At 34.4% G+C, this 22,070-nt stretch carries 18 protein-coding genes; 3 read left to right on the plus strand and 15 right to left on the minus strand.

Going from position 1 to position 22,070, the window contains the following annotated elements; translation table 11 throughout:
• The first annotated feature begins 212 nt into the window (after nt 1-212).
• Nucleotides 213-2,129 (plus strand): DUF294 nucleotidyltransferase-like domain-containing protein, encoded by a 1,917-nt coding sequence (locus tag ACEN2H_RS07955; RefSeq protein ID WP_441731792.1) that lies wholly within the window; start codon nt 213-215, stop codon nt 2,127-2,129.
• 2 nt (nt 2,130-2,131) lie between these two features.
• Nucleotides 2,132-2,728, plus strand: coding sequence for a 3'-5' exonuclease (locus tag ACEN2H_RS07960; protein ID WP_441731793.1), 597 nt, complete (start codon nt 2,132-2,134; stop codon nt 2,726-2,728).
• A gap of 11 nt (nt 2,729-2,739) precedes the next feature.
• On the opposite strand, the gene ACEN2H_RS07965 is transcribed toward ACEN2H_RS07960, so the two are convergent.
• The 15 genes from ACEN2H_RS07965 to ACEN2H_RS08035 all read right to left on the minus strand — a co-directional run bounded on the left by ACEN2H_RS07965 (nt 2,740) and on the right by ACEN2H_RS08035 (nt 20,096).
• Nucleotides 2,740-3,225, minus strand: coding sequence for a 4'-phosphopantetheinyl transferase family protein (locus tag ACEN2H_RS07965; protein ID WP_441731794.1), 486 nt, complete (start codon nt 3,223-3,225; stop codon nt 2,740-2,742).
• The gene (locus tag ACEN2H_RS07970; protein ID WP_441731795.1) at nt 3,222-3,476 is read right to left on the minus strand and encodes an acyl carrier protein; all 255 of its coding nucleotides are present in this window, start codon (nt 3,474-3,476) and stop codon (nt 3,222-3,224) included. Before ACEN2H_RS07970 ends, ACEN2H_RS07965 begins: the two co-directional genes overlap by 4 nt.
• Before the next feature lie 10 nt (nt 3,477-3,486).
• Nucleotides 3,487-4,761 (minus strand): beta-ketoacyl-[acyl-carrier-protein] synthase family protein, encoded by a 1,275-nt coding sequence (locus tag ACEN2H_RS07975; protein WP_441731796.1) that lies wholly within the window; start codon nt 4,759-4,761, stop codon nt 3,487-3,489.
• Between the two features lie 62 nt (nt 4,762-4,823).
• Nucleotides 4,824-5,252, minus strand: a complete 429-nt coding sequence (locus ACEN2H_RS07980) for a 3-hydroxyacyl-ACP dehydratase FabZ family protein (protein ID WP_441731797.1) — start codon at nt 5,250-5,252, stop codon at nt 4,824-4,826.
• Nucleotides 5,253-5,277: 25 nt separating this feature from the next.
• A complete protein-coding gene (locus tag ACEN2H_RS07985; protein WP_441731798.1) occupies nt 5,278-6,330 on the minus strand; it encodes a type III polyketide synthase in 1,053 nt (350 codons plus the stop codon).
• Complete coding sequence (locus tag ACEN2H_RS07990) at nt 6,327-7,040, minus strand: methyltransferase domain-containing protein (RefSeq protein WP_441731799.1); 714 nt, start codon at nt 7,038-7,040, stop codon at nt 6,327-6,329. The genes ACEN2H_RS07985 and ACEN2H_RS07990 overlap by 4 nt, the downstream gene beginning before the upstream one ends.
• A 6-nt stretch (nt 7,041-7,046) precedes the next feature.
• Nucleotides 7,047-8,171: an NAD(P)/FAD-dependent oxidoreductase gene (locus tag ACEN2H_RS07995; protein ID WP_441731800.1), complete on the minus strand. Its 1,125-nt coding sequence runs from the start codon at nt 8,169-8,171 to the stop codon at nt 7,047-7,049.
• A 132-nt stretch (nt 8,172-8,303) separates the two neighbouring features.
• On the minus strand, nt 8,304-9,578 hold the full coding sequence (locus tag ACEN2H_RS08000; RefSeq protein WP_441731801.1) for a mechanosensitive ion channel family protein: 1,275 nt from the start codon (nt 9,576-9,578) through the stop codon (nt 8,304-8,306).
• A gap of 256 nt (nt 9,579-9,834) precedes the next feature.
• Nucleotides 9,835-11,742 carry an acetate--CoA ligase gene (gene acs, locus ACEN2H_RS08005; RefSeq protein ID WP_441731802.1) on the minus strand — a complete coding sequence of 636 codons (1,908 nt, stop codon included), beginning with the start codon at nt 11,740-11,742 and terminating at the stop codon, nt 9,835-9,837.
• A 529-nt stretch (nt 11,743-12,271) separates the two neighbouring features.
• Complete coding sequence (gene ilvC, locus ACEN2H_RS08010) at nt 12,272-13,741, minus strand: ketol-acid reductoisomerase (RefSeq protein WP_441731803.1); 1,470 nt, start codon at nt 13,739-13,741, stop codon at nt 12,272-12,274.
• A gap of 4 nt (nt 13,742-13,745) precedes the next feature.
• Entirely contained in the window at nt 13,746-14,279 is a 534-nt protein-coding gene (gene ilvN / locus ACEN2H_RS08015; RefSeq protein WP_441731804.1) for an acetolactate synthase small subunit, read from the minus strand.
• 4 nt (nt 14,280-14,283) lie between these two features.
• Complete coding sequence (ilvB, locus tag ACEN2H_RS08020; protein WP_441731805.1) at nt 14,284-15,978, minus strand: biosynthetic-type acetolactate synthase large subunit; 1,695 nt, start codon at nt 15,976-15,978, stop codon at nt 14,284-14,286.
• A 76-nt stretch (nt 15,979-16,054) separates the two neighbouring features.
• On the minus strand, nt 16,055-17,728 hold the full coding sequence (gene ilvD, locus ACEN2H_RS08025) for a dihydroxy-acid dehydratase (RefSeq protein ID WP_441731806.1): 1,674 nt from the start codon (nt 17,726-17,728) through the stop codon (nt 16,055-16,057).
• Nucleotides 17,729-17,781: 53 nt separating this feature from the next.
• Nucleotides 17,782-18,897: a 3-isopropylmalate dehydrogenase gene (gene leuB, locus ACEN2H_RS08030; RefSeq protein WP_441731807.1), complete on the minus strand. Its 1,116-nt coding sequence runs from the start codon at nt 18,895-18,897 to the stop codon at nt 17,782-17,784.
• A gap of 23 nt (nt 18,898-18,920) precedes the next feature.
• On the minus strand, nt 18,921-20,096 hold the full coding sequence (locus tag ACEN2H_RS08035; RefSeq protein WP_441731808.1) for a 2-isopropylmalate synthase: 1,176 nt from the start codon (nt 20,094-20,096) through the stop codon (nt 18,921-18,923).
• Nucleotides 20,097-20,250: 154 nt separating this feature from the next.
• Here ACEN2H_RS08035 and ACEN2H_RS08040 point away from each other — a divergent pair, with 154 nt between their 5' ends.
• Nucleotides 20,251-21,795: a hypothetical protein gene (locus ACEN2H_RS08040; protein WP_441731809.1), complete on the plus strand. Its 1,545-nt coding sequence runs from the start codon at nt 20,251-20,253 to the stop codon at nt 21,793-21,795.
• Nucleotides 21,796-22,070 lie beyond the last annotated feature (275 nt).

Genomic DNA, 22,070 nt, shown 5'->3' on the forward strand with positions numbered 1-22,070 from the left:
ATGCGTAGATCTCCTGATTGACTATAAGAGCACGAAAATTAAAAATCTTATCTATTCCTGAAATTATATCGGTGCTACTCTATACTTGAATAAGCTCTTTCCAAATACTACCGAAAATGAATTTCTTACTAATTTGATGTTTTTACACCAGGTTTGATTTCATTGTAATTATTTATTTTATTATTTTTACGGAAATATAATATTACAACAACATGAATTCTATTGCAGAGAATATTGCGGAGTTTTTAAAAGAATACTCACCATTTGACCAACTGACAGTTCAAGAGTTATCTGAAATTGCAGGCAATATTCGTGTGGTTAATTTACAAAAACATAAAACTCTTTTCCAGATAAATGATATCGTTCACGATAGTTTTTATGTTGTTGCTTCAGGAGTTATCGATTTGTCTGTCATTGCTGACGCCGAAGAAACCATTTTAAACAAATGTCATGAAGGTGCCATTTTTGGGTTACGGCCGTTTTTTGCGAAAAACAATTACAGAATGACAGCAAAAGCTCGGGAAGAAAGCATCGTTTATGCCATTCCTATCTCTGTTTTTCGACCTTTTTTGGCCAGTAATATGAATGTTTTAAACTTCCTGTTGGAGAACTTTGCTACTAATACCCCAGATTCTAACGACAATGAAAGTTCGCGTGGAAATTTAATTTCTGATTCGGTATTCTACACTGACCAACAATCTGAAATGCAATTTTTCCAAACCTTATCTTATAATACAGCTCCATTAACAACGGCAATCAGCGGCATTGTAAAAGATGTAGCGCAATTGATGGCTGAAACACGAATTAACAGCACTATTGTATGTGAAAATAATATTCCAGTTGGTATTGTAACTTATACTGACATGTCTTCTAAAATTGCTACAGGGAGATTCCCTATAACGGTTTCTGTCGATAGAATCATGTCATCTCCGGTGATAACGGTGTTGGAAAATGTTTCATTGGCGGAAGCTCAACTTTTAATGTTGAAAAATAATGTGACTCATTTATGTGTAACATTAGACGGAACAAATGCTAGTGTTATCAAAGGAGTGATTTCTGAACATGATTTGATAATCGCCCAAGCCAGTAATCCTGGAGTTTTAATAAAGGAAATTAAACGTTCCCAAAGTGCAAATGAACTCAAACAAATTAGAATACGATTAACAGGCCTCATTCAGACTTCTATTCAAAAAAACATTCCTCTTACGCATATTACTAATCTCACAAGTGAAATCAATTTTGCCTTATTAAAGCGTGCAATAGAACTATCAATTTTAGAATTAGGCTCAGCTCCTGCTCGGTTTGCTTGGTTAAGCATTGGTAGCCAAGGAAGAAAAGAACAGCTATTGCTTACGGACCAAGATAGTATTTTAATATTCGAAGATGTTGCAGCTGAAAAATATAGGGATGTTAAAGATTATTTTCTTAAACTTGGAAAAATGACGACTTTGACTCTTGAAAAAGTAGGTTATGAATTATGCCCAAATGGACATATGGCAAGTAATATGATGTGGTGTAAATCATTGACTGATTGGATAAAACAATATGATAGCTGGATGACTGCACCAGGAGAAAAGAATAATAATATAAGTAGTATTTTCTTTGATTATGAGCTTGTCTTTGGGGACCAAAAACTGGAAGATGCGATTAGCAAAATTGTTTTTATAACTTCAAAAAACAATAGCTTATTCTTTGATTATTTAGGTAACGATGCTTTAAGAAAAAATTCGCCTTTAAGTTTTTTCAAAAATTTTAATGTAGAGGAAGAAGGTCCTTATAAAAACATGTTTGATATTAAGACCCGTGCCATTCTGCCACTTGTTGATGGGGCCCGCTTATTCACTCTGTATTTTGATCTAAAAGGCATAAATAATACCTATGTTCGATTTAAGCAATTAGCTATTTCGGATCCTAAACACTCCGAAGTTTATTTGAACTGCGCCGAGGCCTTCTTGATTTTATCAAAATTTAGTACCTTAGAGGGACTCAAAAACGAAAACTCAGGTCATTACATAAATTTAGAAGAATTATCAAAAATTGATAAGGAAAAACTAAAAAACGCACTTTTACCAATGAAAGAATTGGAGGAATTAATAAAAAACAAATTTCAACTGACTCAATTTTCATAGTTATGCTAGACTGGCTAAAACATATCAATAAAGAGTTTCCTGAATTCTGGAAAACCTATCTTTCAGAATTCAATAAAAAATCGACGCGCTATGTCATTTTGTCTACGGAAGCTTCTGGTTTAAAATATTCTAGCGATGTCATCTTCTCTATAGGAGCCTTTGCTGTGGTGGATGATAGCATCCTTATTAGTGATAGTTTTGAGGTTGTTTTATTGCAGTATAAATTTCTTCATCAAAATAAGCTTTCAAATGCATTTATTATTGAAAGCAAAATGAAAAAAATGGGGGAAATCGATGGCATTATTGCATTGGTTGAATTTATTGGAAACGCAGTAATTGTTGGGCACCATATAGATGATCACGTCGAAATGATTAATGCCGCTCTAGAAAGACAGGGATGTGGCCGACTTAGAAATGAAGCTCTGGATATTGATATTATGCATCAAAAACTACATGATATAACAGATACAAAATTCTCGTTGGATCAATTATCAGAAATTTATAAAATTCCTAAAAGTAACAGGAATACCGCTTCGGAAGATGCTTATAAAGCTGCTTTGTTATTCTTGAAATTAAAGTCAAGATTGGGTATCAAATAAATGCATTCCCTTTATTTCAGGCTAACCCCAGTGACGAAGCGCCCATGATGGCTTATGGAAATTGGCTTTGCTAAATTGTTAGCATCCAATAAATAAGGCACACCATTTTTTTTGCGGATTATAGCCGTGGGCTTTACAACTATTATTTCTTTAAAATCAGATTTTCGGATTACAGCAACGGTCGCTATTTTAGCTTTTGAAATTTCTGTTTTGGTGTAATAAATATTCCCTCTACAATGAACAGAGCCCGAATACTCATTCTCATAAAAACATTCTAATTGTATGGGTATATATGCCCGAATTCCAGTTTGCCTATTGTAAATTTTATACGCAGCTTCTTTCCTACTCCATAGATTCCAAACCATAATTTCCGGGTTCACAGCATTTGCAATCAGCAATTGTTCTTTGGCAGTGAAAATTTTCTCTAAGAAACCTGTTCGTTTCCAATTGCTTTGTTTCCTAGCTAAAGCCAAATCTACGATATCGTTCCCAATCACTTTTCAGATAGCTTAGCTTCAATAATTTCCAAGGTTGATTTTACATCAAGCATTTTTTCCATCGATTCATTGTCGATATGAATTTTAAAAGCGTCTTCCACATCTAAAATTATATCTACTAAATTGGCTGAATTAATATTTAAATCAGCAATAAAGTCTGTATCAGCTGTAAAATTATCAAAAGCCTCTTGGTTGTTCGTGTAGGGCTTGATTATTTCCTTTAACTGCTCTAATGTCTCTTCTTTGTTCATTTTTTAAAATTTAAATGGGATTTTTTTTTAGAATAACACAGCCATTAACATCGCCAAAACCAAAACTGGCTTTTGCAATGATAGTCAATTCTTTTTCAATTAATTGTTGTGGTATTCTAGACTTATCAATTATACTCGTAATCTCGGGATGTAAATCCTCACAATTGATATTGGGAAATATAAATCCTTGATGTAATTGCAGTACCGAAGCGACACTTTCGATACTTCCGGCACCTGATAGGCAATGACCTACCATGGATTTTAATGAGTTTATGTATGGAAAATCAAGGCCTTTTCGCCCCAGGGCTTCGCTCCAGTTCTGAATTTCCAAACTGTCTTTTGAAGTAGCTGTTAGATGTCCATTAATAGCATCGATGGCCTCGGCTACTATTCCTGCATTCTCTAAAGCACTTTTGATACATTTTTGAACCGCTACGGGATTTGGCGCCGTCATACTTCCAAGACCACGCTGTCCTCCTGAATTGACATTCCCACCCAATACTTCCGCATAAATTCGCGCTCCACGAGCTAAAGCCGTTTCTAGATCTTCTAATACTAAAGCACCTGCTCCACTTCCAGGAACAAAACCAGAAGCACTTGTACTCATTGGTCTCGAAGCTTTTTCAGGTGTTTCATTATGTTTAAAAGTACAGACCCTCATAGCATCAAATCCTCCCCAAATATAGGGTCCGCTATCGCTAGTACTTCCTGCCAAGATACGCTTAGCTTGTCCTGATTTTATTCGGTCGTATGCCATTAAAATACTTTCTGCGCCCGTTGTACAGGCAGAAGAGTTGGTGGTGACTTGATTTCCCAAACCCAATTTTCCACCTATGTAGGCACTCACACCACTGTTCATTGTCTGAGCCACGGCGGTACTTCCCAACCTTCGTGTTTGAAAATCATCTATTTTATAGATACTTTCGCGGAACTTATCAATTCCCGAAGTACCTGTTCCAAAGATAGTTCCGCTATCCCAATCGGGTTCATCATTTACCGCGATAGACAATCCTGCATCTTTCCATGCATCCATAGCTGCAACTACGCCGTATAAAATACCCGAGGAATTAAAATTTCGAAGTTCTAACTCAGTAAAATATTTTAAGGAGTGCTCTACTGAAACTTCTGGTTTTCCCGAAATTTGGCACGAAAACTTCAATCTTTCTAATTCTGGATCTTTTTTAATTCCAGAAACTCCTTTTTTTATCGCTGCAGTAAATGCATCGAGCCCCACTCCATTTGGAGCAACAACGCCTAATCCGGTGATGACCACTCTCCTATTCATTTATTTGCTATTTTTAAATCTGAAGAACCGTAAAAAACCAGTTCTGACTTTTTCTGTTTTAATTAAATAATCATTCCTGCAATTTCTCCCATACAAACTACTTCTCCACTTACATTTGTCATTTTTACTTTACATTTAAGCTTGCCAAATCTAAAGTATATTTTCTCTGAAGTAACACTCACTTTTTCATTTGGAAAAACAGCTTTTATAAATTCAATAGACGTTGATGTTAAGGCAATTGTGGTATTTTTATTAAATGTATCATCTAACAAAAATATCCCCAAGCATACCAGCCCGATTTGAGCCATCACTTCCGTTAAAATAACCCCCGGTGTCACTGGATCCTCTTTGAAATGTCCTTTGTAAAAATCTAAGTTTTCATCGAAAGTATAACTACCCACAACCCCGTTCTCGTCAACTTCCATTAAGTCGTCAACGAATAAAAAGGGTTTGGAATACGGTAATTTCGAGATGATTTCCTGATGTGTCATTATCGTACTTCTTGGTTTTTAGCTTCTAAAACTGCAACAAAACTCTTTGTGCCGAAAATCCAGGTCCGAAACTCAACATCAAGGCTTTCTCCCCTTTGGCAGGTGAATCGTCCATAAAACGCTCCAAGACATATAAAACAGTTGCACTGGACATGTTTCCATACAAACGTAGCACTTCTTTTGTGTGATCAATATTTTTGCCTAAATCTGAGAACAAACTTTCAACTGTCTGAACGATTTTTTTTCCACCAGGATGAAATATCAAATGGTCAATATTTTCAATTGTCAAATCATTTTTCTCTAAAAAGGGGTGAATAATTGCTGGAAAATGGGACGCGATTGTCTCTGGAACCTCAATGTCCAAAATCATTTGCAAACCTGAATTTGTAAGTTTAAAACCCATCATATGTTCATTATCATAAAAATGATACATTTCTTCTGCTAGTACTTCTGGCCCCTCGTCATCTTCATGCGACGAAAGTAGCACACAAGCAGCTCCGTCTCCAAAAATGGCAGCACTTACAATGTTGGACATGGAGAAATCGTCAAGTTGAAAGGTTGCTGTAGGACTTTCGACCGCAATTACCGCGGCACGCTTACCTGGATTTGCCTGCAAGAAATTTTTGGCATATATTATACCTGAAATGCCGGCTGCACATCCCATTTCCGTAACAGGGAGACGTACGATATCCTGGCGCAATTTCAATTTATTAATCAAATACGCATCTAGTGAAGGAATCATGATTCCGGTACAACTTACGGTGATAATATAATCTAAATCTTCTGGTTTCCATTTGGATTTCACCAATGCCTTTTCAAGGACCTTCTCACCTAGATCAATGACCTCGCGAACATAAATGTCATTTCTTTCCTCGAATGATGTTTTTGTAAAAACTTCGATTGGGTCCATAATGGAATAGCGCTTATCTACTGCTGCCCCTTCAAATATTTTTTTTACTTTTCTAATGAAACGTTCTTCCTGTCCAGTTAGCCAAGCATCTAAAAACGGAATGATTTCCTCTGTTGTTCTGGAGTATTTGGGCAGTTGCTTTGTAACGGTATGTATTTTTACACTCATATTTTTGAAATTATCCATTGGTAGCGGAAAGCCCATTTCCATGTAATGGTATAGTTATTAAAATTTAATTTTTCTGAAAAATCGATTAATTCCTTCTTTTTGAAACCTCTTAAAATCGAGATTAAGCCATCCTCTCTGGACATGGCGTTCAATTTGAAAACAAGACATAGCGACTGGAATAATCGATACGCGAGACTACTTCTTTGCAAGTCATTAATAACAACTCCCAGTGATGCGTTATTGTAAAAAACATTCATTATATCAAGAATTTCGTTCTCCTTGAAATGATGTAAAGTCAATGTGCATAGTGCTATATCATATTTTATTTCACTAAAAGGTTTATCAAATATATCTTCGCAACGGTAGGTTATATTTGGGTAGTTTTTTGACAATTTCGCGGCATGATTAATCGTGAAATTATTTGCATCTATTCCAATTAAATTAAAATTTAGATTGTTTTTCAGTCCATAATCGGCAAGATTTCTCAGCATATCGCCATTACCGCAACCTATGTCAACAATTGTTATTACAGCTGTTTTAGGAATCGTAGTTATCAATGATTTTACTCCGAGTAAGGTTAGTTTGTTTCCTCCCAAAAGCTGATTTATTTTGGCTATTTTATCCAAAGCCTCCCGTAAAACTTCACCTTCCATGGCAAAATCATCCATGATTTCGGGTTTATCCGTTCTGTATTTGGTATTTAAAGACATTCAATATTAGTTTAAAATGGGTTTACCATGAGTTTTCCTAATGACAATAGGCAAAAGAAAAGGAAATCTTACTAATATACGCAATAACACATAGGATAGACTTTGTTTTTGAAGTAATTTAGATAATAACCTTCCTGTTTTTAATCTTTTACTAAAATTCATCTCCCATTCCTTAAAATATCTTTTTTCTAACACATCTCTAGACTTAATTTCGCCATTGAAATAGCCCACAATCAATTCAGAAACAATTTTAGCGCTGTGAATAGCCATTGCCATTCCATTACCACACAAAGGATGAATTAATCCGGCTGTATCTCCTATCATCAGGATATGATTTTCTACGGCTTCTTTTTTGCTGAAAGAAATTTGGCTGATCGTTATTGGTTTGTCAAAAAGTAATTTGGAGTTATCGAATATAGCTTTCATTTTCGGATTTTGTGAAACTACTTTATCTTGATATTCCTCTATGTTTTTATATTGTTTAAACGTATCGTAATCCGCCAAATAACAAATGTTTATTTTGTTGTTTTCGACCTTTGATACTCCACAGTATCCACCTTTAAAATTATGCAGGCCCACCAAATCATTCGGGAATTTGCCAGAATAATGAGCTTTAACGGCAAGCCACGATGATTTTTTTTGAATAAAGTCTCTGTTTAGTTTTTGATCTACATTCGAGCGCTTCCCAAAAGCCCCTATGACAATCTCGGATTCGAGCACCGTCTTATTCGAAGTGGTTATCGTAAATCGGTTCTCCTTAAAAACTATATTTTCTACGGTATCTTGTATCATTAAGCAGCCATTAGCAATGGCCTCTTCATATAAAAAGAGATCCAAGGCATAGCGACTAACACCGAAACCTCCTAGTGGCAACTCGCTATTGATTACTTTTCCGTTTACTGTTGAGAACTCTAATTTGTTGATGGCCGTTGGTTGCAACTCAGAAATTTTTAAATCTAACCAACTAAAATACGGCAACACTTCATTAGAGATATATTCACCGCACACTTTATGTTTTGGATAACTATTCTTTTCAATAACTGTCACCTGAAGCCCTAATTTAGATAAATGTATAGCCGAGGTTAATCCAGCTAAGCCGCCGCCAATAATTATCACTGCTTTATCTTTCATATGGAAGTAAATTTATGGATTTGTTTGAAAACACCGTTATAACAAATGCTAAAAAAACAAACTAACCGATCTATTATTTTTTACAACCAAAAAGATCGACTTATCAGCCAGTTTAAACGGCATAAATCTGAATTACCTACCGAGATTCCGAAAGTCATCTCCAGTGGGTTCTTCAAAAACTTCTAGCCCAAAATCGGAAATAATTGTAAATAAATGATCGAAGATATTTGAAACAACGCTTTCATATTTTACCCATTTCCTTTCATATGTAAAGCAATAAACTTCTAATGGCAAGCCTTTAGACGTTGATTCTAACTGACGAACCATCAATGTCATATTCTCGTTGATGTTAGGATGAGCCGAGATATATTTTTCTGCATAAATTCTAAAAACGCCTATGTTTGTTATCCTTCTATTGTTTACAGAGTCTATCTTATCATCAATTATTTTCGAATTAAATTTATGTACATCGTTTTCTTTTTCAATTATGAAATCTTCGATTAGTTTGTACTTTTTCAATTGTGAAAGCATTTTCTCATCACAAAACTTAAAACTACTCATCTTTAAATTTATAGCTCTATTAATTCGTCTTCCACCAGAGTCGCTCATACCACGCCAGTTCTTGAATGAATCTGTAATAAAGGCATAAGTAGGTATTGTAGTTATTGTTTTATCCCAATTCTGAACTTTTACTGTGTTTAAATTGATCGACATAACATCTCCATCCGCATCATATTTTGGCATCGAAATCCAATCTCCTACCCGAACCATATCATAAACGGACATTTGGATACTAGCTACAAAACCCAGAATAGTGTCTTTGAAAATTAAAAGCAATATAGCGGTCATAGCCCCCATTGCACCTAAAAAATAGAAAGGACTTTTCCCTAAAATTAAAGATAGTACTAGAATACCTCCAATAAAATAGACTCCAATTTTAAGAACTTGAACATAAGTGGTGATTGGTTTGTCTTGCAAAATTACTGTGTTGGATAGAATTTTATCAAAGGCTGATAATAAAGTGATAGTGGAACGTATTATCACAGTAATTATAAAGATGTTCGATAGAATAATTGCAAATTTAATTACTTTCGGAAAATCTCCAAATACGTATGGAGCTGCTAAAACAATTATAAAAGCAGGTATCAAATATGCCATTTTTTCAAAAATCTTTTTTTCTACTAAGACATCATCCCAAACTACTTTGGTCTTTAAAAAAATCTTATGTACAAAACTGACAATGACTATTTTTGTCAGGTACCAAGACAGAGCGCAAATTGCAAATAAGCCTAAAATAAGTGCTAAAAGTTTTAAATACAATGCCAGCGTGGTATCTAAACCAAAATCTTCAATAAACCATTTATCTAACCAAAGCGCGATGTTGTATTTTTTTTCAATCTGAATCATAGGAAATTTAACTTTATTCACAAATATAACCTTCCTATTCAAAGCAGTCGTCAACTATATCTTTATTATGTTTACATTAACATCCTAAGTATTTATCTATTTCTGTTTATGTTATTGCGAAGCTTATTGTTATTTACTGAGGGATAGTCGTAAACTAAAAAACCCTTTCCAAATTTAAATTTGGAAAGGGTTTATAAATAAAATATAATGTTTTGTAAAAAGATCGATCTACAGTCCTTTTATATAAAATGTTAGATTAATGTTTTCCTGCTATTATTTCTTCAATAATCTCCGGATTTAGTAAAGTTGAAGTATCTCCAAAGTTTGAAAAGTCCCCTTCGGCAATTTTTCTAAGAATGCGACGCATAATCTTACCAGAACGTGTTTTTGGTAAACCGGACACGTATTGAATTTTATCTAATTTGGCTATAGGCCCAACGTGATCTGAAATGTGCTGATTTATCTCTTTAAAGAGGTTTTCTTTATTTCTAATCTCACCTGTTTCTTTCAAAATAACATAACCGTAAAGGGCATTTCCTTTTATATCATGAGGAAATCCTACGATAGCACTTTCTGCAACCGCCGGGTGTTCATTTATAGCATCTTCAATTGGAGCAGTGCCTAAATTATGTCCTGATACAATCACAACATCATCTACACGACCTGTTATTCTGTAATAGCCCACTTCATCTCGTAAAGCCCCGTCTCCGGAGAAGTATTTTCCGGGAAAAGCTGAAAAATAGGTGTCTTTATATCTTTGGTGATCTCCCCAAATTGTTCTTGCAATTCCTGGCCATGGGAATTTAATACACAAACTACCCACTTCTTGATTTCTTTCAATTTCAATACCCTTTTCGTTCATTAAAACAGGTTGAATTCCTGGCAACGGCAGCGTAGCATAAGTTGGTTTTGTAGGTGTAATAAATGCTACCGGCGAAATCATGATTCCTCCTGTTTCGGTTTGCCACCAGGTATCTACTATAGGGCATTTTTTTGCACCCACATTGTCATTATACCAGTGCCAAGCCTCTTCATTTATAGGTTCACCTACGGAACCGATAACTTTTAAGGTTTTTAAATGGTGTTTTTGAACATATTCTAAATTTTCTTTAGCCAAAGCACGAATCGCAGTTGGAGCAGTATAGAATTGGCTCACTTTGTGTTTCTCAATGATTTCCCAAAAACGACTGTAATCTGGATAAGAAGGTACACCTTCAAAAATAACTGTCGTAGCTCCATTCAACAATGGACCATATAAAATATAAGAGTGACCTGTTATCCAACCAATATCAGCGGTACACCAAAAAACGTCATTTTCTTCATAATTAAACACGTTTTTAAATGTATAAGCTGTATAAACCATATATCCAGCAGTTGTATGCACCATACCCTTAGGTTTTCCGGTGGAACCAGAAGTATAAAGAATAAACAAAGGATCTTCTGAATCCATTATTTCGGCTACGCTGTTATCTGAAGCTTCATCTAATAATGGTTGCAGCCAAATATCCCTACCTGACTTCATATTTATTGAGGTGTTGGTTCTTTTTACAACTAAAACAGAGCTTACTGAAGGACATTTTTCCAATGCTTCATCAATTATTGCTTTTAAATCTATGGTTTTATTTCCGCGGTAACCACCATCGGAGGTAATAACCATTTTACAATCACTATCGTTAATTCTCGTTGCTACTGCTGAGGCAGAAAACCCTGCAAAAACTACGGAGTGGATCGCACCAATTCTGGCACAAGCTAACATTGCTATAGCAAGTTCCGGAATCATAGGTAAATAAATACAAACCCGATCTCCTTTTTCTATCCCTTGCTCACGTAAAACATTGGCCATTTTACAAACTCGTTGATGCAACTGATTATATGAGATATGCAAGGCTTTTTCAGTTGGGTCGTTAGGCTCAAAAATGATAGCTGTCTTTTCCCCTCTTTTATTTAAATGCCTATCGATACAATTTTTTGCGATATTTACTTTTGCTTCCGTAAACCATTTTATGTCAGCGTCGGCCATATTAAAATCGATAACTTGATCCCACTGTTGATACCAAGTAAAATTCTCTTCAGCAATTTTACCCCAAAATTTACGGGGTTCACGAACAGATTTGTTATAATGTTTGAAGTATTGCTCTAGATTATCTATCTTGTAGTAACTCATTCGATTTTTTTTATAAATGTATTAAATCTCTGCTGATTCTTCAAGGTTTTTATTTTATAAATAGATATGAAAAATTAAACAATTTTCACAAAACCTTATCTATTTGTGAGTATTTGATATTCTTGGCTTAATTTCTGAATAATCACAAAAATAAAAAGACGCAGAAGATAAACTCCAACGTCTTTTAAAATTAAGAATAATTACAATAATCAATAAAACTATAAAAAACACAGCTGTTTGAAAAAACTAAACATTTAAATGATTTAAAAAAGCTCTTTAAAAATAAAATCGATTTGTTTCATTTTTTATCAGTTAGTTAGTTAGTTAGTTAGGCTAAAACGTAATGGTTTTTTTTTTAAAGAGGAACTACTTCACTTAACTTTCGAGCTCGCTTCCAGTTAAGTGAAAGTATTAGGCAGCTATATTAATTATCTAAGTTAATATGTTGTTTACTAATCCAAAATAGTAGAAACAAATAATAAAGCGCCAATATAAACACACCCTCATGTGTGGTAATTCCCAATTTAAACTATCCAATTTTCTTCATTGCAGTCATAGATTCTCTCAACCACTGTCCGATCTCTTCTATCGGATGTTGACGAATGCTTTTATTAACTCTAATCAGAACTGAGTTGTCAACGCTATTTGTTGCAGAAAAAGGCTTCCCTATCACATTAGTGTCAATGTTTTTCATAAAATCAGTTAATAATGGTTTGCAGGCATGGTCAAATAAATAACAACCATATTCTGCTGTATCCGATATAATTCGGTTCATTTCATATAGTTTTTTTCTTGCTACGGTATTAGCAATCAAAGGTAATTCATGCAATGATTCGTAATACGCTGACTCTTCGATTATTCCTGTTTGCGTCATAGTTTCAAAAGCCAACTCTACTCCCGCTTTTACCATTGCAATCATTAAAACACCATTGTCGAAATATTCTTGCTCAGAAACTTCAGCTGTAGTGGCAGCCGTTTTTTCAAAATTAGTCTCCGCTGTGGCTGCTCTCCAAGTTAACAAGTTGATATCGTCATTTTCCCAGTCAATCATCATGTTTTTTGAAAACTCTCCTGAAATAATATCATCCATATGTTTTTGAAACAATGGACGCATAATATCTTTTAATTCTTCCGCTAATCTAAAAGCTTCTACTTTTGAAGGGTTTGAAAGTCGATCCATCATATTAGTTATTCCGCCATGCTTTAAGGCCTCGGTAACTGTTTCCCATCCGTATTGAATCAATTTTGAAGCATAAGTAGGCTCTATTCCTTTTTCAACCATTTTGTCAAAACATAAAATAGATCCAGTTTGCAACATACCGCAAAGAATAGTTTGCTCTCCCATCAAATCAGATTTCACTTCGGCTACAAATGAAGAGTTTAAAACTCCTGCTTTGTGACCTCCAGTTGCAACTGCATAAGCTTTTGCTTGCTCAAAACCTTCTCCATTCGGATCATTTTCAGGGTGTACAGCGATTAGTGTTGGCACACCAAAACCTCTTTTATATTCTTCTCGAACTTCTGATCCAGGACATTTTGGAGCACACATAATAACGGTAATGTCTTTTCGAATTTGCATTCCTTCTTCCACAATATTGAAACCGTGAGAATAAGCTAAAGTTGATCCGTTTTTCATCAATGGCATAATCGCCGTTACAACAGCTGTATGTTGTTTGTCTGGCGTAAGGTTACATACAAGATCAGCCGTTGGAATTAATTCTTCATACGTACCTACTTTGAAACCATTATCGGAAGCATTCATGTAAGAAGCTCTTTTTTGAGTAATTGCCTCAGCACGTAATGCATAAGAAATATCCAGTCCTGAATCTCTCATGTTTAAACCTTGGTTTAAACCTTGCGCTCCACAGCCTACTATAACCACTTTCTTTCCTTTTAAAGCTGTTATACCGTCTGAGAATTCCGCCTGATCCATAAATTCACAAACTCCTAATTGTTCTAATTGTAATCTAAGTGGTAATGAGTTAAAATAATTTGCCATCGTGTTATATTTGTTTATTTTTTAATTCTTCTAATAATGCTGAAATTTCCATTTTTTCTTTAGAAATGGAAATTCTTCCGGAACGCACAAACTGCATGATTCCAAAAGGTTTTAATTTTTCATATAATGCCTCAATTTCTGAACGTCTACCGGATTTGGAAATCACAAAAAAATCTCTAGAAACAGTAACTATTTCCGAGTTGCTTTCTTTTATGATATTCTGGATTTGTTTTTCGTCAAATAGTAAACTTGATTCTATTTTAAATAAAGCATTTTCCAAGAAAATAGTCTCATCATCTACATGATAAAATGCTTTTATAACTTCAATTTGCTTCCCAATTTGACCTACAATATTTTGCACCCATTTTTCAGTAGTATGCACTACAATAATAAATCTTGAAACGTTTTCGATTTCTGATTCTGAAACATTTAAACTTAGTATGTTGATGTGACGTTTTAAGAATATACCTGATATTCTATTTAGTAAGCCAACGTTGTTTTCTGAATAAACAGAAATAGTGAATGTTTGATTTTCCATAATATTAACTTAATCTGATGTCAGAAACTGAGGCTCCTGTAGGAATCATTGGGAATACATTGTTTTCTTTTTCTACCATAACCTCCAGGAAATAGGATTCTTTTGAAGCCATCATTTCTGCGACAGCAGCATCTAAATCTTCTCTTCTTGTTACTTTTCTAGCTTTTATATAATAACCTTCTGCAATAGCACAGAAATTTGGGTTGGTCATCTCAGTTGATGCATATCTTTTATCAAAAAACAATTGTTGCCATTGTCTTACCATTCCTAGGAACTCATTATTCAGCACTACAATTTTTACAGGAACTTTTGTTTGAAAAATAGTTCCCAGTTCTTGAATTGTCATTTGGAATCCACCATCACCAATAACTGCGACCACTTCTCTGTCGGGCATTCCCATTTTAGCCCCTATAGCAGCAGGTAATGCAAACCCCATTGTTCCCAAACCTCCAGAAGTAACACTACTTTTGGTAGCATTAAATTTAGAGTAGCGGCAAGTAAACATTTGGTGTTGTCCCACATCCGAAACCATAATAGCATCTCCTTTTGAATGTTTGTTAATCATTTCAATCGTTTCTCCCATAGAAATACCTTCTTTCTTAGGTTTTAACTCATCATTAATAACAGTTTCTAATTCAATTTCATAAAGTTCTTTGAATTTATTGTGCCAAGAATCATGGTTTTTACTTTCGATAAGCGGAAGCAAAGCTGTTAAAGATTCTTTAACATCTGCTAAAACAGCTACTGTTGTTTTAACGTTTTTGTCTATTTCTGCCGGATCAATATCGAAGTGAATCACCTTGGCTTGTTTAGCATAAGTAGCTAAATTACCCGTGACACGGTCGTCAAATCGCATACCAAGCGCAATCAAGACATCACATTCATTAGTTAAAACATTTGGACCGTAATTACCGTGCATTCCTAACATCCCGACATTTAAATCGTGATCTGTAGCCAAAGCCGAAAGTCCTAAGATAGTCCAAGCAGCCGGAATTCCTGATTTTTCAATAAAAGCCTTTAATTCCGCTTCCGCTTGACCTAAAATGATTCCCTGACCATAAATAATAAATGGCTTTTTAGCATTATTAATCAGTTCCGCGGCTTCCTTTACTTTATCAATATTTAAAATTGGTTTTGGAACATAGCTTCTAATTCCTGTACATTTTTTATAGCTAAACTCCAATTCGTCAAACTGTGCATTTTTAGTAATGTCTATCAAAACCGGACCTGGACGGCCAGATCGTGCGATATAAAATGCTTTTGCCATGATTTCCGGAATCTCTGAAGCTTCCGTAATCTGGTAATTCCATTTGGTTACTGGAGTAGAAATCCCAATAATATCTGTCTCTTGAAAGGCATCTGAACCCAACAAATGTTTTCCAACCTGTCCCGTGATACAAACCATAGGAGTTGAATCGATTTGTGCATCAGCAATACCTGTTACTAAGTTAGTTGCTCCCGGCCCTGAAGTCGCAATTGCAACACCTACTTTTCCAGTCGCTCTTGCAAATCCTTGAGCGGCATGAGTTGCACCCTGTTCATGGCGAACTAATACATGCTGCAATTGATCTTTAAATTTATATAATTCATCATAAACAGGCATTATAGCTCCACCAGGATAGCCATAAACCAAATTCACGCCTTCCTCTAGTAAGCATCTAATAATAGCTTCTGCACCAGATATTTTATTTGTTTCCATTGATTATATATGTTGTTTTAAGCGGGTGAAAAGAGATGTAAAACACCTTTTAACATTCACCCTTTTCTTTTATAAATTATTTATCAGTTACACATCCTGTGGAAGCACTTGAAACTGATCTGATATACTTTAGTAAAACTCCTTTTTTAATATTTGATTCGGGTTGAACCCAATTTGCTTTTCTTGTTGCAAACTCTTCATCAGAAATTTTCAGATTGATGGTGTTTTTTACTGCATCAATGGTGATAATATCCCCATTTTTAACAAGAGCGATTCCGCCGCCGTCAAAAGCTTCTGGTGTAACATGTCCTACAACAAAACCGTGTGAACCCCCAGAAAATCTACCATCCGTAATTAAAGCTACACTCTTACCTAAACCTGCACCCATGATGGCTGAAGTTGGCTTAAGCATTTCAGGCATTCCTGGTCCACCTTTCGGTCCACAATACCTGATGACGACTACATTACCTGGTTTCACTTCACCGTTACGAACTCCAGTTATTACATCATATTCATTTTCAAAAACAATAGCATCTCCTTCAAAATACTCTCCTTCATTACCACTAATTTTGGCAACACATCCTTCTTCTGCAAGATTTCCATAAAGAATCTGTATATTTCCCGTCGCTTTTAATGCTTTTTGAATTTCGTGTATTACTTCCTGACCGTCATTTAAACTAGGAACAGAAGCTAAATTTTCAGCTAATGTTTTCCCAGTTACCGTTAAACAGTCTCCATGCAATAATCCTTCTTTCAATAAATATTTCATTACCGCAGGAACTCCTCCAGCTTCATGTAGATCTTCCATTAAATATTTACCACTTGGTTTCAAATCGGCAAGCAATGGAGTTTTGTCACTGATATCTTGAAAATCTTTAAGTGTAATTTCGATATCAACTGAATGTGCCATAGCAATTAAGTGCATAACTGCATTTGTTGAACCACCTAAAACAGCTACCATAGTAATCGCATTTTCAAATGCTTTTCGTGTCATGATATCTCTTGGCTTAATATCTTTTTCTAACAAGATTCTAATTGCTTTTCCAGCATCAACACATTCTTGTTTTTTCTCTGCACTGAGTGCTGGATTTGATGAGCTGTAAGGTAAGCTCATCCCTAAAGCTTCAATAGCTGAAGACATTGTATTAGCAGTATACATTCCGCCACATGCACCGGCTCCTGGACATGCATTTTGAATCACGCCTTTAAAATCTTCAGGAGCAATCGTATTACTGAATTTTTTTCCTAATGCTTCAAATGCAGATACTATATTTAATGATTCCCCTTTCCATTTACCAGAATGAATAGAACCTCCATAAACCATAATAGCAGGGCGATTCACTCTCCCCATAGCAATTACCGAACCTGGCATGTTTTTATCACAACCCGGAATAGCAATTAAACCATCGTACCATTGAGCACCCATTACAGTTTCGATAGAATCTGCTATTACGTCTCTAGAAACCAAAGAAAAGCGCATTCCGTCAGTACCGTTTGATATACCATCACTTACACCAATGGTATTGAAAATTAAACCTACTAAATCCTCCTTCCATACTCCTGCCTTGACATCTTTGGCCAAATCATTTAAATGCATATTACAGGTATTTCCTTCATACCCCATCGAAACAATTCCTACCTGCGCCTTTTTTAAATCTTCTTCTGTCAAACCTATTCCGTACAACATCGCTTGAGCAGCAGGTTGTGTTTCATCTTGCGTTATAGTCTTACTGTATTTGTTTAATTCCATTATGTATCTATTTGTCTAAGTATTTTTTTTTAAAATTTAATCTTCAGCAAAGGTTAAACAATAGTCGATTGTCCTAAATTGACATTATCCATTTTAAAATATAAATCACCTTTCTCTAATATATAGTTTGCTATATAATCACCTACTTCATTTGTTCCAAACTTAGAATCTACTTTTAAATCTATTGTAACTATGTGATTAATTATAGCTTTTTCAACTGCTTGAAAAACTGTTACTGCTTCCTTTATCAGACCGAAATGTTCTAATAACATTCCTGCTGACAAAATTGAAGCAATCGGATTTGCACAGTTTTTATCTTTCACTTCATTATAACTTCCGTGGATGGGCTCAAAAAGAGAATGTTTTTCACCTATAGATGCCGATGCCATCAACCCTTTAGAACCTGCAATAACACTAGCTTCGTCTGATAGTATATCACCAAAAAGATTATCTGTTAGTAAAATATCAAATTGTCTAGGGTTCAATATTAGTTGCATTGCTGCATTGTCTACATATAAAAACTCTAAAGTTACTTCTGGATATTCCTCAGCAATTTTCCGAACTACTTTTCTCCATAAACGAGACGTTTCTAATACATTTGCCTTATCAACCAATGTCACTTTTTTACGTCTCTTTTGTGCGGCTTTGAAAGCCAAATGTGTTATTTTGGAAATTTCCTCTTCGCTATATTCGCAAAGATCAGAAGCATAAGTTCCTTCTTCGTTTATATGTTTTTTACCAAAATACATACCTCCATTCAATTCTCTATAAATTACAAAGTCAGTACCTTGCAGTATTTCTTTTTTTATAGGTGAGGCATCCATTAACTTTGGATATGCTTTTATAGGTCTAATATTAGCATACAAACCCAATTCTTTTCTAAGTTTAAGCAGGCCTTGTTCTGGACGAATTTTAGACTCCGGATCATTATCATAGATTGGATCACCAATAGCACCAAACAAAATTGAATCGGTATTTTTACACAAATTTAAAGTTTGATCCGGTAAAGGCTTTCCTGTTCTTTCTATAGCAACTGCTCCAATTAAAGCATCTTCAAAAGTGAATTCATGACCAAATACTAGTGCAATGGCGCCAAGCGCTTTTTTTGCTTGCAAAATTACCTCTGGACCAATTCCGTCTCCTGCTAGTACTGCTATTTTTAAATTCATGGCTATTATATGTATTAGGAAATCTAACTTCTTACTAAATCACACTCTATTTTACAAACTTCAATTATTTGATGAATATCATCGTCCATGACTTCTTTTTTGATGTCTGCAAATTTTAAAAACTCTAAGTAAACTATATCTAATTGTACTTTTGTAAGTTCATAACCTACTTTTTTCGCTCTATATGCTAAAGCAGCTCTACCGCTTCTGGCCGTAAGAACTATTAAAGATTCGTTGACACCTACATCTAGAGGGTCCATGATTTCGTAAGTAGCTCTGTTTTTTATTACACCGTCCTGATGAATCCCTGAACTGTGAGCAAAAGCATTGGCACCCACAATAGCTTTATTGGGTTGTACGACCATTCCCATACTTTCAGAAACCAAACGACTCATTTCGTTTAATTGTTTAGTGTCAATATCTGTGTATAAATTTAGATAAGGGTGTTGCTTAAAGATCATTACTACTTCTTCAAGAGCTGTATTTCCAGCTCTTTCACCTATTCCATTTATGGTACATTCTATTTGTCTCGCACCATTTACAGCACCTGAAATAGAATTTGCAGTTGCCATTCCTAAATCATTGTGACAATGACATGAAAGAATCACATTTTCAATTCCTTTTACGTTTTCTTTTAAATATTTAATTTTAGCGCCATATTCCTCTGGTAAGCAATACCCCGTAGTATCGGGGATATTCAAAACTGTTGCCCCTGATTTAATAGCTTCCTCACAAACTCTTGCAAGAAAATCATTTTCAGTTCTACCGGCATCTTCAGCGTAAAACTCCACATCTTCAACAAAACTTTTAGCATAAGAAACAGCAAACTTAGCTCTTACAATTATGTCTTCTCTAGTTGTGTTGAGTTTATAAATTATATGTGAATCTGAAGTACCAATTCCCGTGTGGATACGAGGTTTCTTAGCGTGTTTCAGAGCGGCTGCGGCAACATCAATATCATTTTTTACTGCTCTTGTTAGTCCGCAAACAGTGGCATTATTTACAATTTTACTTATTTCAGAAACAGATAAAAAGTCACCTGGGCTAGAAACTGGAAACCCCGCTTCAATAATATCAACTCCCATTTCATCTAGTCGATTTGCTATTACTAGTTTTTGTTTGGTATCTAATTTACATCCTGGGACCTGTTCTCCATCTCTTAAAGTGGTGTCAAAAATTTGAACTTTCTCTCTATTCATTTTCATTTATTTAATGTAATTTCACGTCTTAATAACAAAGTTATATTTCATTGTAATAAAATAAAATTCAAATTAATGAAATATACTGTTTATAAAGGGACAAAAAACTTTGTTAAGTGCTGATTTACATATAATTAATCATCTATATTATACAATGGCTAACCATCAAAAAGATTTCTTGTTTGTATTAATAAAATCACTCTCAAAATCCGAAAAAAGGCAGTTTAAGATCTTTGCAAGTCGACTTGAGACAAGTTCAAATACAAAATTTATCGAATTATTCAATATTTTAGATAAATCTGAAGTCTATGATGAGAAACCTATTTTGAAAAGTGGCATCATCAAAAAAGTACAGTTATCGAATCTAAAGTCCTATTTGTACAAGCAGATTTTAGTAAGTATTCGCTTGAATATTCCGAGTCAAAACATTCGATATCAATTAAGAGAACAAATGGATTTTGCCACTATTTTGTATAATAAGGGGCTATATAAGCAAAGCCTTAAAATTTTAGATAAAACAAAAATACTGGCTCTAGATAATGACGAAAAGTATATGGCATTTGAAATTGTTGAATTTGAGAAATTAATCGAATCACAATATATTACTCGAAGTATTCAAGGGCGTGCTGACGAATTGGTCATACAGGCCAAGGAATTGAATTATCGCAATACTATTTCTAGCAAGTTGTCTAATTTGTCCTTACAGCTATATGGCATGATGCTCAAAACAGGCTATGTTAAAGGCGACGAGGAGTACGCGTATATAGATAACTATTTCAACAAACACATTTCTAAATTTGATGAAGATAAATTTGGTTTTCGTGAAAAATATTGGTTTTACAATGCTAATTTATGGCGTAGTTTTTTAGTACAGGATTTTTTAGCTAGTTACAAATATGCTTATAAATGGGTGACACTTTTTTATGACAATCCAAATATGATTTTTCAAAACCCGGTGTTTTTCATAAAAGGGAATCACTATTTATTGGAATCATTATTCATGTTAAAATACAAATCAAATTTCAAAAAATACTTATTATTGCTTGAGGAAACGATAAAAGACCCTCGCTTTCCAGTAAATGACAACATTGCTTCTTTGTCATTCCTTTATTTGTATAATAATAAATTAAATTATCATATTCTCGAAGGTTCTTTTGACGAAAGTGAATACTTGATTCCTGATATTTTAGAGAAAATAAAAATACATAGTGAGCATCTTGATGAGCATCATGAGATGATGTTTTATTATAAAATTGCGTGTATTTATTTTGGAACTGAGAAGTATGCGGAATGTATTTATTATTTGGAAAAAATAATAAATAATAAGAATCTCATTATGCGTGAAGATTTAATGTGTTTTGCACGCCTTCTTTATTTAATAGTTCATTACGAAATGGGTAAAGATTTTAATTTAGAAAGTCAATTGAAAAGTACTTATAAATTTTTGTTGAAAATGAATGATTTACAGGAAGTACAAAAAGAAATCATTCGGTTTTTAAAAAATCTGAACACTTTGTATCCGGGAGATATTAAAAAGGAATTTATAAAAATGAGAGAACGATTTATCGAATTGGAAAAAAACACATATGAGAAAAGGGCTTTTCTTTATCTAGATATTATTTCCTGGCTCGAAAGTAAAATCGAAAACCGAAGAATTAGCGATATCATGAGGGAAAAAGCGAAATTGATTAATAGATAATATAGAATTTCCATAATAACACAAAAAGCTCCTTTCGCCAATAGCGGAAGGGGCTTTTTTGATTGTTAGAGGTCAAATAACTCGCTATTGCCCATAAACATGTCTAGTCCTAAATCAATTGGTAGTTGTAAAGCTCATAAAATAAGTTCCTGTCTTATGGCCAAATTTGTATATTCAGTAGTAAAACAAAGCTTCTCAATGGTCTAACCCCCTAATAATCGGACTTTAACATTTTAAGTTTTACAAACATACAAAATAAGTAAATATCTTTGCTT

The organism is Flavobacterium sp. W22_SRS_FP1 (genome assembly GCF_052113685.1).
Taxonomy (GTDB): domain Bacteria; phylum Bacteroidota; class Bacteroidia; order Flavobacteriales; family Flavobacteriaceae; genus Flavobacterium.